Source organism: Rhodopseudomonas sp. P2A-2r (assembly GCF_026015985.1).
In the GTDB taxonomy this organism is placed as follows: Bacteria; Pseudomonadota; Alphaproteobacteria; order Rhizobiales; family Xanthobacteraceae; genus Tardiphaga.
Genome location: NZ_CP110389.1, coordinates 16,364 through 30,422 on the forward strand (window position 1 = coordinate 16,364; position 14,059 = coordinate 30,422).

The window sequence follows — 14,059 nt, forward strand, 5'->3', positions numbered from 1 at the left end:
ATCAGTTGCGGGCGGTAAAGGACATGCTGTCGATGAAGCGTTTCTGCGCGAATACAAAGCCAAGGACGAGAGGGGCAACGATGATGACGGAGCCGGCCATCAGTGGGCCGAGAAACTGGCCGGCTTCATCGTCGCGGAACAGCAGGATGCCGAGCGCCGGCGTCGATAGTTCCGGGCTGCGCACGGCGATCAGCGGCCAGAACAGATCGTTCCAGTGGGCCACGACCGAGAAGATACCGAACGCGGCGATCGCCGGCACGGCGACCGGCAGCATCACCCGCCAGATGATCTCGAACTCGCCGAGCCCGTCGAGGCGCGCGGCATCGATCAGTTCATCGGGCACCGCGCGAAAGAACTGGCGCATCAGGAAAATGCCGAGCGTCGAAATGATCCAGGGCAAGATCAGCGCGGCGTAAGTATCGAGCAGGCCGAACCGGTGCAGCATCACGAATTGAGGGATCGCCAGTGCCTGGGGCGGAACCAGCAGCCCCACTAGAACAGCCGAGAACAGCGTGTCGCGGCCGCGAAACCGCAGCTTCGCCAGCGCATAGGCGCACGGAACGCACACCATCATCTGCAACATGAAGATCGTGCTGCAGACGAACAGGCCGTTGATCAGAAACCGCAACATCGGCACCGCGGTGAGCGCGGCCCGGTAGTTCTCCCAGCCGTAGAATTCTTGCGGCCACAGACGAAACTGGGGCTGGAAAATTTCGCCCGGCGGCTTCAGCGACAGGCTGAGCATCCAGACGAACGGCAACAGCGCAAACGCAGCGGTCACGAGCAAGGCGGCGTGACGCCCGACGGCGCCCACGCGCCGACGCGACATGAATGTCGCGCGAGGCGGCGCGATGGTCCGGCCAGCGATGGTCTGTTGCGACATGCTCATGAGTAGTGCACCCGTCGATCGAGCACCTTGGCCTGCACCAGCGTCAGCAGCATGACGATGGCCAGGTAGACCACGGTCAGCGCTGCGCCGTAGCCGGTGCGCAGGAAGTCGAAGCTTTCGACATAAAGTCGATGCAGCAGCACCTCGGAGGCGAAGTTCGGTCCGCCCTGCGACAGGACCCGCACGGTATCGAACACCTCGAACGCGCGCGTCGCGGTGAGGATCAGGACGAACATCGTCACCGGCCCCAATATCGGCAGCGTGACGATCCATAGCCGTTCGAACATGCCGTCAGCGCCGTCGATGGCGACGGCGTCGTAGAGCGACTGCGGGATTGATTTTAGCCCGGCCACGAACAGCACCATGGCGAAGCCGAAGCCCTGCCATATGCCGATGACGGCAAGCGCGGGCAGAACGGTGCGCTCGTCACGCAACCAGTTCACCCCGGTGATGCCGAATTCAGCCAACAGGCGGTTCACCATTCCGATGCTGGGATGAAGCATACTGCCCCACACGATTGCCATCGCGGCCATCGTCGACATCACCGGCAGGAAGTGCGCGGCGCGGTAAAAGCCGCGCAAGCCCGGCTGCGCCTCGATCAGCAACGCGACAACGAGGCCCAAGATCACCGTGCCCGGCACCACGATGGCGACATAGAGCAGCGTATTGGCCAGCGTCCGCCAGAAGATGCTATCGGTGAACAACGCGCGATAATTGTCGATGCCGAGAAAGCGCAAGGTCGAGGCGCCGAACTGCCAGTCGGTCAGCGAGATCAGCACCACCGCAACGACCGGCCCGGCCATCAACAGGATCAGCAAGGTCGTGGCAGGCGTCACAGCCAGCCACGCCGTGGCGCGCTCGCGCCGCGTGCGGTTGCCGAGCGACGCGGCGGTTTCGCCCGCCGGCGCCGGCGCGGCCGTTGCAGGCGGGTTCATGCCGCGACCCGTTGCTGCGCCTGCAGACGGCGCCCCGACGCATCGAACTGCAACACGCGCGTCGAGTCCGGTGCGATGTCGACCGCGTCGCCGATCGTCATGCGGCGGAACGACGGCGTGACGCGGACAATGACCTGCAGGCCGGGGGTCTGGTTCGTCGGCGAGACGGCGATGGTCAGGAAAATATCGGAGCCGAGATGCTCGATAATCTCGACGTGGCCGGCCAGCGCGCTGTCATGCGGTGCGGCGAGCGCGCAGGCTTCCGGTCGAAACGCCAGCGTCGTCGCTTCCGGATCAAGCAGCATGGCGCGGCGGTACGGCGCGGACAGTGCCGCCACTGGCACCGTATTGATCTTGGGGCTGCCGATGAACTCGGCGACGCGCAGATCCTGCGGATCGCGGTACAGAGCTTCCGGCTCGCCGACCTGAATCAGTTCGCCGCCCATCATCACGGCGACGCGGTCCGACATGGTCATCGCCTCCGCCTGGTCGTGGGTGACGAACACGATAGTGCTGCGCAGCCGCCGGTGCAGGGCCGTGATTTCCGAACGCATCTGCACCCGCAGCTTGGCGTCAAGGTTGGAGAGCGGCTCGTCCATCAGGAAGACGGCGGGATGGCGCACCATCGCGCGGCCGAGCGCCACGCGCTGGCGCTGGCCGCCAGAGAGCTGCCCGGGCTTACGGCCCAGCAGATGGGCGATATCGAGGACGGCGGCGGTGTCCTCGACCTCGCAGCGAATGCCCGCTTCGATGGCGCCGCGGCCCGGGATCAGCCGGCCCAGCAGCGGCGTGCGCTGCATTCCCGACAGCCGGCGGACGCGCAACGGCAGAGCAATATTGTCGTAGACCGTCATGTGCGGATACAGCGCGTAGGCTTGGAACACCATCGCGACATCGCGGTCCTTGGGGCGCAGGCCATCCACGCCGCGGCCGGCGATGGCGATGCGGCCGCTGTCCTGGCTGTCGAGGCCGGCGATGATGCGCAACAGGGTGGATTTTCCGCAGCCCGAGGGGCCGACAAGGGTGAGAAATTCGCCGTCATGGATGTCCAGCGACAGCCCGCGCAGCACTGGCGTATCGCCGTGCCGCTTGGCAATGTCGGTCAACGTGATGCCGCCCATCATGCCGCTCCCTGGGTATGAATATCGGCATCGTGCTGCAGCGCCTGTCCGTCCATGCCGTCCGCAGCTATGCCGAGATAAGCGAGCACGGTGGGCGCGATGTCGATGATGCGGGCCTGACCCGGACGCGTCGCACCCGGCGCAAAGCCGGCGCCGGAAGCGAACAAGAACGGCGTCTGTTCCCAGGCAGCGAGGCCGCCGTGCTGGCCGCAGCCGAGCCGGTCCGGCTTGCCCATCGCAGGCTTGGCGGCCAGGCTCGAACCCGGGATGCCGAATGCATTCGGCGCATCGTCCGAGCGCATCGAAACGGCGAAGGCGAGGCTCGCCATCGCCGCCTGTCCGACGTCGCCGAGGTCCTGTGGGCCGATCACTTGCCCGGCCCACTCGCGCGACATCAGGAATTGATGGATGCGGGGCGTCGCCGCGGCATGATCCGGATGCACGTAGATCAACGCCGCAGTTCCGTTGGACACCGCCATGACGTCGCCGGACGTGGGATCGGCCTTGAGGCCGGCGCCGATCAATTCGGCGTCGATGTCGATGACACCGGTCACCGTTTGATGGCCATGGTCCGAGCCGATCAGCAGCAGGATATCGTCGCCGGCGGCGCGCAGCCGGGCCACGGCATCGATGACCAGTCCGGCGTGGATGTCGGCCTGCGCCAGCACCGCGAGATGTTCGGGCGATCCGAGCGGCGACTCATGCTGCATATGGTCGGGCTCGCACAGCCACAGTATGCCGAGCGCCGGCCTGGCGGTGTGCAGAACTTGTTCGATAAAACGCTCGGTCATCCGGCGGTCGCCCGCCAGGTCTGGTGTCGCATCCAGCGCATCGTCCGCCGAGACCGGCACGCGTCCCGGGCCGAACGAGCCGGCGCGATGATAGACATGGCCATAGCCGTCGGGATCGTGCGCATAGGCAGCGCCCGGCGAAACGTTGCTGAAAATGATGACGCCGCCATCGTCTTTCAGCCGCTCCGCTAGCGTCGGCATCGCCAGCGACTGACCGGTCACGCGACGCTTGTGCTGCAGGAAATCCGGATCGCCGGCGTCGCGCAGCACCAGTTGGCCATCTTCCATCAGCGCGACCGAGTTGCCCTGCAGGCCGTGCCGGGCGGGATGGCAGCCAGTCGCCAGGCTGGAGCAAACCACGCGGGTGCAGGACGGAAACACGGTGCGGTAGTCGGAAAACCGCTCGGCCTGTTCGGCGAAAGCGACCAGGTTCGGTGTGGTCTCGGGCGAGATCATGTCCGGGCGAAGCCCGTCCAGCGTGACGATGATGGCGCGGCGCATTATGAGGCCTCCCCATCGGCGAAGGCGAAGGCAAGGATGGCGTACGGAAATGTCATGTCGTCGGAGACCTTTTCAGGGCCATCGGGCCCGCGGCTTCGTTCAACGAAAGACATAGGCAAGTCCGGCGACACATATGTGACGCAGCCGGCACATTTGGGATTTCATTGTCGCACGCCTATTGGTAGGGATGTGCGATGCTGATGGGCGATCAAAGGACGACGCTATTGATTCGGGCGAAGAACGAGCCGACTTCCGCGCCGGAAAAAGCGAGGAGCCTGCGGACGCCGCGTTGATGGCGCGGATCTCCTGGTACTATTTCAAGGAAGGCCAGACCCAGGATGCGATCGCGCGGCGGCTGAAAATCACGCGCAAGCGGGTCAACCGGATTCTCGGCGACGCCCGGGAGAGCGGCGTGGTGCAAATCACCATCGCCGGTCCGACCGGGCCGTGCCATGATCTCGAAACCAAGCTGGTCGCCAGATACAGGCTGCGTCACGCGGTCGTCGTACCTTCGCCGATGGCAGGCACCGATGTCAGGGCCATGGTCGGCGCTGCAGCTGGGCAATATGTGTCCGACAATCTGCGACCGTCAGCATCTATCGGTATCAGCTGGGGAGGCACGATCAATGCCGCCGCCCAGAACCTGAGGCGGCGCGCCGGCATGAACAACCGGGTGGTGCTGCTGTGCGGCGGACTCGCGGAAAGCACGCTGGTCAATCCGTATGACAACGCGGCGATGATGGCGCGCGCTCTGGATGCCAGATGCTATTACATCACGGCGCCGATGTTCGCCGAGACGCCCGAACTGCGCAACGTGCTGGTCCGCAGCGAGCCGATCCGCGGCGTGCTGGCGATGGTGCCGACCCTCGATCTGGCCTTGCTCAGCGCCATCGACCTGTCGGAACAATCGAAGTCGCTCGAATACGGCGTCATCAGCCGAGAAACCTGGCAATCGCTGCGCGATGCCGGAGCGGTGGGTGATATCTGCGGGCATTATCTCGACGCGGCAGGCCGAATCATCGACCACCCTCTGACGTCGCGCGTCGTCAATCCCGCGCTCGACGACCTGTTGCGTTTACCCGAAATCGTTCTGGCCGCAGGTGGCCGGCAAAAAACCGCGATCATTCTCGCCAGCATTCGCGCCGGGCTGTGCCATGTACTGATTACAGACGAAAATGCGGCATTGGAGCTGACGGTTTAGGACGACCATCGCCGCTGAGCCTATAAGCGTATCAACCCGCCTGATCTGTTTTGGACACTGCCGCGTGCCGATTAGCTCGGACGACGGCTGGCGATCCTTGGGTAAGCTTAGTAGATTTAATCCGGATCGCCGAGTACCACCGACCGTGAGCAGCGCTCAACTGACCATCCGGCGTTCGGAATGCCAGGCCTCCCTCGTCGTGTAGCCCGTCGATGCAAGATAATCACAGGACGCTTGCTGGGCCTGCCGCCGACGGCTTATGCCCGGCAGCAAATTAGATTGCCTACCAATCTTTCACGTAAGTATGGGCCGACCTCGCCACGCATTTTTCGGAAGCTGAGTTCGGACGACTGCTATCTAGCGTTATGCATGGTGATCGGCCGCTTCTGGCGCAAAGCGGCCAATAGCCAAAATATGATTGCAGAAGTGTCCTAGTTCGCAATCTGATATCGTTCGAACCTCCGCGCCAACCGCTCCAGATCCGGCCGGTCTTCCTCCCGCCTCGGTGCCCTGAGCACGGCGCCGCTCATAGCGCGGATGGTCCTTAGCAGAATCGGATCATCCTGCTGAGCAAGCAGCCTGTCGGAGATATGGACGCGTCGGTCGGGATCGATTCCGATCAGGTCGGAGTCGTAGGCGGCGTGGTGGATCTTGTTGAGCAGCAGCCCGTTCGGTAACACCGGCTGGCCCCAGTCCTCGTCGCCGTCGGAGACGATGTGGGAGGCGTCGAGCAGATCCTTCACGGGCAGCCCGGTGATGGCGCAACGGTTGCCGTAGGCGTCGAGCACCGCTTCCCTGAATTCGGCTTGGTGGACGCGCCGCTTGACCTCGACCATGCGGTACCGCCGCTCGATTTCGCTCTTTGGGAAGGAAGCGCCGGCGCCACGTGAAGCCGGCTTGGAGAACACGACGCCGGTCTCAAGCCTGACCGGATCCCAGTCGACCAGGAAGGCCGGATAGAGGGCGGCATAGATCGTCGGCGCCACGGCCACGAAGTAGATCAGCGGCGTCTGCCGATAGGCGGCCTCCCGCAGCAGCACGTTCTCCCAGGTGTTGGGATCGGAGCCCTTGAAGGCGTACTTGACCTCGGTGTCGGCGGCGAACAGGGCGTCACGGCTGGCGTTCTGATCGTGGTACCAGACCTTCCGCCCAGGCCTTGGCACCACGGTTCTGACCGACAGGACACCCTTCATTTCTTTTGGCTTGAAGATGCCGGAAGCCCGGCCGGCGAACCGAATCGGCTCGGGAAATCCCGGAGCGGCGAAACCCTTATCGATCTCCGCCCACGGCAGCACGCCCCGGCCGGCGAGCATCCGGTCGAGCGCGGCGAACGCCGCCATCCTCATCTGTGCGTCTTCTGGCAGATCAAGCACGGCGTTTCCCTCAGCGGGAACAACCTACCAGGCGGATGGGCCTCAGCAACACCGAAACGACGAACGGCCTTAACCATCCTTCCGCAACCTGCCGTAGCGCCCTTGAGCCTGACCGGAGCCAACCTCCGCCTGCGTGCTGCAACCTGAAGGGGCGCGGTTTTCGTCCGGAGTCAGGGAAGGTTGTTATTCGTGGCCATAGAGTCAGGGAAGTGGGTTGTTCGGAGTCAGGTTTATGTGTTGGAGCGCAGTATCAAACCATTGATTTCGCAGCGGAATTTTTCCGGCCGGAGTCAGGGTTATCTGTTGCCCAACACGGCCTTGCCTGCACGCAGCACCCCACCGGGAGCCCGGATCTGCGGAGCAGCGCGATGGCGATGCAAGTGCATCGCCTGAGAGCGCTGCACCGTGTCCGGAAAACGATCGAGCGGCTGAAATTTTGTAGATCAACCCGGGCGGGGTTCGACCAGCACTTTGCGGAGCAGGTCGGCGACATTGCGTGCGCCCAGTTTGCGCATGATCTGGGCGCGATGCGCCTCGAAGGTCCGCGGGCTGATCTTGAGCAGCAGCGCGCCTTCCTTGTTGGTGACGCCCCCGCTGACCAGATTCAACACTTCCTGTTCGCGCGGCGTCAGCCCGTGATGGCCGGCCGGCGCGGCGTCTGCCACGGTCTCTGCGGAGCCATCAGCAGCGTCGGAGGGCGACCACCAGGTCGGGGCACTATTCCCGCCACCGGTCGCAAATTCGGAGCCGGCAGTGCTGTCGCTTCTGTTGCCAATGCGCTCCATGATGGCGCACACGCGCTCGGTCTCGCGCTGAGCGCCGTCGATCACTTCCTGCATCGGGTTTGGCGCGGCACCAGTTCGCCCGGTGTTCAAGCGCTTGATTTCCTGCACGTAGACCATCAGCGCGGTCAGCGGCTCGACGAGTTGCTGCGCGATCGCCGCGCCGACCTCGTTGACCGCCCAGCGCCGTGCGCTCGACATGGCGACAGCATCGACCATAGCATGCGCTCGCTTGTCACCGCCCTGTGCGGATCTCGCGCTCTCTATCTTCAAGCTCATCAGCGACATCGAGATAGTCCAATCATGACGACAACGTCGACAACTTGCGCAAACGCTGGATAGCCGGGAGCCCGAGAGATCTGCGGTTGGCAACGTCTATCCGCACACTGATACCTGTGTCCGGTAGTCGATAAATCTCATCCCATCCGGCGCGCTCATTGCGCGATATACGTAGTCTGTCGATTGCATCTTAGGCAGCAGTTAACTTTACACCAAGGGAAAATACCCGCGTAGAACTACGCACGTAGAACTACGCCCGTGGAACTACTGCTCAACTGCAATTCGTAGTACGCAATCGGTGACGCGCAATGCCACGTTGCAGTTCCATGCAAGGCAACGTTACTCGGACACCATCCGGCGCCGCGATGGATGATCAGCGATGGGGGAACCCACGCCTGTGAAATACGTTACGACTGTCGGGGAGCGAGCACAGCCCGGCACATGCCGCGTCGAACAAACGTCTGCTGCGCGAATCAGCTTCGAATGAAAATGGATTCTCTGTCGCGTGATCTCGACACCGCATCGCGGTGATTCGCTTCACCGGGACTAGCACGCGGCGACCGGGGAACGAATGTTGTGGCGACGACGATCCTGCTCACAGGAACTCAGCAACGCCATCGTTGCCTGCAGAGCTTATCAACGGGAGAGGCGGTTGCGGATCATTTCTGCACAGCGCGGTGGGCCGGCATCGGGGGACACGCATCCAGGGCGATCAATCGTACGATCGCAATCGGAGCGCAATCACAGCCCGCGCCATCATGGCCGCGGTCGCTGGCCGCCGGACTCTTGCGTCAAACGCAGCGGCCAACGACCAGCAAAATGTTCGCGGGGCACAGCTTCAGGCGCGCTCTTCGTGAACGCCCAGATAGGCCACAGGCGCCGGGCTGCTGCTGATGACAAGCTGTTGCCATTCGCTGCGGCCGTTCTTCAGGAAGTACTCCAGAATGGCGATCCTGAGATTCGACGACAGATTCGGCGTCTTGCGATGCAGGTTTATCTGCTCGATATACTTTTCAATGGTCATGTTTTCCATCCGGGCAATCGCCTTGAGCCCGGACCAGAAACTGTCTTCCAAACTGACGCTGGTCCGTTTGCCTGAAACGACAATCGACCGTTTACGGTTCACATTCTCGCGCATTTTTTCAAATCCCTATTATTGATCCCGCCTGATGACGGCTTCGCTCGGATAACGCGGATCGATTCGATCCAGCCGAGTCGCACCTTCGAAATGACCATCGCCTAATGCTCACTAACTACGTATTACGCCGACGCACCGTATTAGTACGTGGTATTTGGCTGCTCGCGCTACACATCTCTGATGAACCCCGTAGTCTTACGGGGCCGCGGATTCCGCAGCTTCGTTTAACGCAGGATTCAATAGTCGGCTGGTATCTCAACCTGACCGTGTCCCGATGCGAGACCACCGAACGGAGTGAGACAATGCCGCTGCGTTACAAGTCGCAGATCGACCGCACCGCCTTCGAACGGCTTGCCGCGGAAATCGAGGTCGAGGGCGCCCTGGAGACGTTTGCGGTATTTCAGACGGACACGCAAAGGCGCCTCCTCGCGCTGGAAACTATCGGACTGGAGGCCCATCGCGGAGAGATCCAGACCGACGCGCACTCGCTGAAATCGACGGCAGCAACGTTCGGCTTTACCCAACTGGCGACGCTCGCCGCCAGCCTCGAGAAATCGGCACCGACCATCCAGGACCCGGACTTCCGCGCGATGGTCATCGAACTCGGGTCGGCGTTCGCCACCGGTCTCGCGCAGTTCGACGCGGCGTTTCGGCAGGCCATCCCACAGCACGCGGTGCCATGCCCGTGACGCTATCCGTCAACGGCTGAACGCAATCTCCAATTGAGACACCTTCGAATGCGCGACTACATCGAAGTTTATGCGCGGGTGTTTACGGATTAGCCGCTTCCGACCGCTACAATCGTCGCCGGCCATTCAACTGTATGCGCGAAATCGGATGCACACATGTCAACTCATTCTGAGCAACCGGGCGCATCAACGCTCCTCGTCGTTGACGACGATGCCACCCAACGCAGCGTCATCAGCAGGATCGCACAGCGGCTTGGTTACGAAACGACGATGGCGGTGTCGTTCGACGAAGCGGCAGAGCTGATCACCGATCGCCGCTTCGATTGTATCACCGTCGACCTTTCGCTTGGCGAACACGACGGTATCGAGTTGCTGCGTCTGATCGGCGAGCTGCGCCCCACCCCGAAGGTGGTGGTGATTAGCGGCTGCGATACCCGCATCCTGAATGCGACGGTGCGAATGGCGCATGCAGCGGGCATCATGGACGTGCGATCGGTTCCGAAGCCGGTCGATTTCGGACTGCTGCGCACGACACTCGCTTTTGTGCAACCGCAACGGCCTGCATCGACCCGCGACCATGGACATGCGGTCGCCGTCGACGAGCGCGACCTCGCGCGCGCGCTGGCCAACGACGAGTTCTTCCCGGTTTTCCAGCCCAAGGTCGACCTCGCCACTGGCAAGGTGGTCGGCTGCGAAGCGCTCGCACGATGGCGTAGCCCCGAATTAGGCATGGTCTCGCCCGAACTGTTCATCCCTCTGGCCGAACGCTCCGGCCACATTCTGCCGCTGACGCAACTTGTGCTGACCCGTTCAATCGCCGCGGCTTCCACGTTTACAAAGCTGATCCCGGATTTCGTTGTCGCGGTCAACTTGTCGGCAACCTTGCTGACCGATTTGTCGATCCCCAAATATGTCAGAGGCCTTCTCGCCGACATAAACATGTCGCCGAGTTCGCTGATGCTCGAGGTGACCGAGAGCACGGCGATGTCCGATGTCGCGCGCGCCATCGATATCATCCTGCGGCTGCGGCTGAAGGGAATCGGCGTTTCGATGGACGATTTCGGCACCGGCTATTCGTCGCTGTCCGCGCTGGCACGAATGCCGTTCAGCGAACTGAAGATCGACAGATCCTTCGTCCGGAATTGCCAGACCGACCCCGACATGTGGAAGATCGTGCGCGGCTGCGTCGCCATCGGCCATGAATTCAATATGAAGGTTGTCGCGGAGGGTATCGAGGACGAGGAAACATGGCACGCGCTCGCCGCTGCGGGCTGTGACCTCGGTCAGGGTTTCGTCATCAGCGCCGGATTGACCGAACAGGACTTCTTCGACTGGGCGGCGCGGTGGCAGGGCCAGCCGTGGCAATCGCGCAGCCGCGGCGCGCGCAACCGGCTGAGCGGGACCTAGTTGCGGTGGTCGTCGGCAAGATTGCTGACTGCCACGCCGCCCCACATGTGGATCATCGGCAGCCCGAGCGACTGATAGCGCAAATTGGCCAGGAGAACGCGAAGCGCGGCAAGATCCACGGGCTTCGGCAGGCTCGTCATCTCGATGCCCAGTGCGCGCGCCATGAAACGCGATTCCTCGCGCCGGCCCCTGTCCATCCCGCTTATGACGATGACCGGAACGACCTGGCCCGTCGCATTCATCGCCTTGAGCACCTTGAGGCCATCGCCATCGCCGAGCGCGAGATCGAGCGTGACGCAATCGAACTGCCGCTCGCCGAGTCTCGCAATGGCGTCGGCGCAGGAGATCGCGAAGGTCACGGCATGACCGGCCTTGGCCGCAGCGAGGCTCACAAGCTTGCGCTGGGTGGCGTCGTCATCGATAACCAGAAGGTGCAACTGCTGCTTCACCGCGGCGGCGCCTGCGGCAGCCTCCAGGACCTTCTGTTTACGCTGCATGTGAATCCCTGCTCCGTTTCGACCGCTCAGCCGGAGATGCCCATCGAGGCACCGCCAAGCTCGCGAGTCCTGGTCGCCTGCGCGGCAAACGTCCTGTGCCCGTCAACGCGTCTGTCAGATCTCTTTTGGTCGCGACCCGCCGACGATGGATTGCAGGACACGGAGGTACCCCTTCAAGATGGGCATTCGAATCGGAGTTCCGGGCGGATATACTGGAATACCTCTGATGCGTGTCGTCGAGAATTAAGAAGTTACCTTCGTCGCTGACAACCGCGATCTGAGGGGAGTCTTCGCTCTGCCTCCCCGCGCAATGATCGAGACCTTCAGCGAGTTCGAAACTGCTCATACCTTGATGTCCGTCAAATCGAGTTGCCACGCCTCTGTTATGATTGGTGATTGCCTGTCGCATCTCATTCTCCTCGCCTTGGAGATATAGTGAGCCCGATGCTACTTGAGCGTTAACCTGTTTCCCCGTACGACTACGGGACGGCCGATTGCAAAATACGCAGTGTCGGCCACGACGGAGCCCGGATATTTTGGATAGTTCCATTGGTGAAATCTATGTGGTCGACGACGATCCAGCGGTCAGAGAGACGCTGTCGATCGTGCTGTCGGCGGCCGGTTACAAGGTGATTTGCTTTGCCGATGGCGCCGCGTTGCTGGCGACCGCGCGAAGTCGCAGTCCGCTGTGCATGCTGCTCGACGTTCATATCCCCGGCAAATCCGGGCTTGATATTCTGAAGGAGTTGCGCGCCCAGGACTATCCGGCGCCGATCTTCATCATTTCCGGATCGGGCGACATCGCCATGGCGGTGGATGCGATCAAGTCCGGCGCGCTCGATTTCATCGAGAAGCCGTTTCGCGGCAGCGAGATCGTGCAGCGTATCGAGGACGCCATCGGCGCGTTCACCCGACGCCGGACGCAGCCCAGTGCATCGAAGGTGCTGTCGCTCAATTTCCCCGGACGCGAGCCGTTGACGCGGCGCGAGCGCGAGGTGCTCGAACTGTTTTCATCCGGCCTTTCCAACAAGGACGCCGGCCGGCAGCTCGGCATCAGCCCGCGCACCATCGAGGATCACCGCGCCAACATCATGAAGAAGCTCGGCGCCAAGAATTCGACGGACCTCATCCGCATCGTGCTCGACGCCAGCCACGACTCCTGACATTCGGCCGCCCGCGGCGCCCTGGCAGCGACGTCGCCTGCATGTTCGGTGCACGTCAGATCATGGCGACCAGGGCAAACGGCGGCGGCCGCCTCAACGTTCGTTCAGGACCATTCGGCAGTGCCGCGCGATCATCGTTTCCTCGCTGGTGGGAACGATCAACACCATCACCTTGCTGTCCGCCGAACTGATGCACGGCATCGCCTGCGCATTTGCCGCCGCGTCAAGCGCGACGCCGAGCCAGCCCAGCCGGTCGCAGACGCGCTGGCGGACCTCCGCGGAGTGCTCGCCGATACCGCCGGTGAACACCAAGCATTCGAGGCCGGCGAGGCTGCTGGCCATCATCGCCACGTCCCGCGCCACCCGGAAGGTGAAGAGATCGACGGCTTCGGCAGCGCGCGGATCCGCGCTGGCGAGCAGCGCCCGCATATCGGCGGACATGCCGGAGACGCCGAGCAGGCCGGATTCTTCGTACAGCATGCGCTCGACCGCATCCGCCGACATGCCGCGCACCCGCTGCAGATAGAGCACGACGCCGGGATCGAGCGCGCCGCAGCGCGTGCCCATCATCAGCCCGTCGAGCGGCGTCAGCCCCATGGTGGTGTCGATGCTGAGGCCGTTACGCAGCGCGCACAGGCTGGCGCCGCTGCCGAGATGCGCCACAACGGTGCGCTTGCCGGGCAGCTCCGGTGCAATGGCGCCGAGCCGCCGGGCGACATATTCGAAGGACAGGCCGTGGAATCCGTAGCGATGGATGCCGCTTTCGTCCAGATTGCGCGGGATGGCGAAACGACGTGCCTCCGGCATCAGGCTGTGATGGAAGGCGGTATCGAAACAGGCGATCTGCGGCATTTCCGGTCGCAGGTTCATGAGGACGCGCACCGGTGCCAGGCTGCGCGGCTGATGCAGCGGCGCCAGCGGCGTCAGCTCGTTCAGCGCTTCGAGAATCCGTTCGTCGATCTGCACCGGCGCCGAGAATTCCTGGCCGCCATGGACAACGCGATGCCCGACCGCGAGCAGATCGTCGGCAGCGAGATAGGTGTCCACCCAGCTCAGCGTATCCAGCATCAGCACTTCGCTGTCGCTGTCGGCGGCATGGCGATGCTTCTCGTAGAGCACCTCTCCGGCTGTATCTTTGACGATCAGCCGCGGCTCGGCGTCGTGCTCATCGAGCATGCCCTTGCAGAGCAACACCGGTTCGCGGTCCTGCGCGACCTCAAACAGCGCAAACTTGATGCTCGACGAGCCGGCGTTCAGGACCAGGATGGCGTCGGACATCAATGGAAACCTGGT

13 protein-coding genes are annotated in these 14,059 nt (G+C 62.9%); 4 read left to right on the forward strand and 9 right to left on the reverse strand.

Features of this window, described 5'->3' with window-relative positions; genetic code table 11:
• Position 1: 1 nt before the first annotated feature.
• From ONR75_RS00070 to ONR75_RS00085, 4 genes are read right to left on the reverse strand one after another with little or no spacing between them, the layout of a single operon-like run.
• Positions 2–829 carry a carbohydrate ABC transporter permease gene (locus ONR75_RS00070; RefSeq protein ID WP_265083885.1) on the reverse strand — a complete coding sequence of 276 codons (828 nt, stop codon included), beginning with the start codon at positions 827–829 and terminating at the stop codon, positions 2–4.
• A 56-nt stretch (positions 830–885) separates the two neighbouring features.
• The gene (locus ONR75_RS00075; RefSeq protein WP_265080849.1) at positions 886–1,824 is read right to left on the reverse strand and encodes a carbohydrate ABC transporter permease; all 939 of its coding nucleotides are present in this window, start codon (positions 1,822–1,824) and stop codon (positions 886–888) included.
• Positions 1,821–2,945, reverse strand: a complete 1,125-nt coding sequence (locus ONR75_RS00080; RefSeq protein WP_265083886.1) for an ABC transporter ATP-binding protein — start codon at positions 2,943–2,945, stop codon at positions 1,821–1,823. Before ONR75_RS00080 ends, ONR75_RS00075 begins: the two co-directional genes overlap by 4 nt.
• The gene (locus tag ONR75_RS00085; protein ID WP_265080850.1) at positions 2,945–4,237 is read right to left on the reverse strand and encodes an alkaline phosphatase family protein; all 1,293 of its coding nucleotides are present in this window, start codon (positions 4,235–4,237) and stop codon (positions 2,945–2,947) included. The genes ONR75_RS00080 and ONR75_RS00085 overlap by 1 nt, the downstream gene beginning before the upstream one ends.
• 292 nt (positions 4,238–4,529) lie before the next feature.
• Between ONR75_RS00085 and ONR75_RS00090 the strand changes: the two genes are divergently transcribed.
• Positions 4,530–5,438, forward strand: a complete 909-nt coding sequence (locus ONR75_RS00090) for a sugar-binding transcriptional regulator (protein WP_265080851.1) — start codon at positions 4,530–4,532, stop codon at positions 5,436–5,438.
• Positions 5,439–5,869: 431 nt separating this feature from the next.
• Here ONR75_RS00090 and ONR75_RS00095 read toward each other — a convergent pair whose 3' ends face one another.
• The 3 genes from ONR75_RS00095 to ONR75_RS00105 all read right to left on the reverse strand — a co-directional run bounded on the left by ONR75_RS00095 (position 5,870) and on the right by ONR75_RS00105 (position 9,010).
• On the reverse strand, positions 5,870–6,778 hold the full coding sequence (locus ONR75_RS00095) for an HNH endonuclease (protein WP_265080852.1): 909 nt from the start codon (positions 6,776–6,778) through the stop codon (positions 5,870–5,872).
• 476 nt (positions 6,779–7,254) lie between these two features.
• Positions 7,255–7,812 carry a response regulator transcription factor gene (locus ONR75_RS00100; RefSeq protein WP_265080853.1) on the reverse strand — a complete coding sequence of 186 codons (558 nt, stop codon included), beginning with the start codon at positions 7,810–7,812 and terminating at the stop codon, positions 7,255–7,257.
• An 898-nt stretch (positions 7,813–8,710) separates the two neighbouring features.
• Positions 8,711–9,010, reverse strand: coding sequence for a ribbon-helix-helix domain-containing protein (locus tag ONR75_RS00105; protein WP_265080854.1), 300 nt, complete (start codon positions 9,008–9,010; stop codon positions 8,711–8,713).
• Positions 9,011–9,312: 302 nt separating this feature from the next.
• On the opposite strand from ONR75_RS00105, the gene ONR75_RS00110 reads away from it, so the two are divergent.
• Both ONR75_RS00110 and ONR75_RS00115 read left to right on the forward strand, forming a co-directional pair.
• A complete protein-coding gene (locus tag ONR75_RS00110) occupies positions 9,313–9,699 on the forward strand; it encodes an Hpt domain-containing protein (RefSeq protein WP_265080855.1) in 387 nt (128 codons plus the stop codon).
• Between the two features lie 156 nt (positions 9,700–9,855).
• Positions 9,856–11,106, forward strand: coding sequence for an EAL domain-containing response regulator (locus ONR75_RS00115; protein ID WP_265080856.1), 1,251 nt, complete (start codon positions 9,856–9,858; stop codon positions 11,104–11,106).
• Here the strand turns inward: ONR75_RS00115 and ONR75_RS00120 are convergent.
• Positions 11,103–11,603, reverse strand: a complete 501-nt coding sequence (locus ONR75_RS00120; RefSeq protein ID WP_265080857.1) for a response regulator — start codon at positions 11,601–11,603, stop codon at positions 11,103–11,105. The genes ONR75_RS00115 and ONR75_RS00120 overlap by 4 nt on opposite strands.
• Before the next feature lie 536 nt (positions 11,604–12,139).
• Between ONR75_RS00120 and ONR75_RS00125 the strand changes: the two genes are divergently transcribed.
• Positions 12,140–12,766 carry a response regulator transcription factor gene (locus tag ONR75_RS00125; RefSeq protein ID WP_413776416.1) on the forward strand — a complete coding sequence of 209 codons (627 nt, stop codon included), beginning with the start codon at positions 12,140–12,142 and terminating at the stop codon, positions 12,764–12,766.
• Positions 12,767–12,859: 93 nt separating this feature from the next.
• Here the strand turns inward: ONR75_RS00125 and ONR75_RS00130 are convergent, their stop codons facing one another.
• The gene (locus ONR75_RS00130) at positions 12,860–14,044 is read right to left on the reverse strand and encodes an acetate/propionate family kinase (RefSeq protein WP_265080858.1); all 1,185 of its coding nucleotides are present in this window, start codon (positions 14,042–14,044) and stop codon (positions 12,860–12,862) included.
• Between the last annotated feature and the right edge of the window lie 15 nt (positions 14,045–14,059).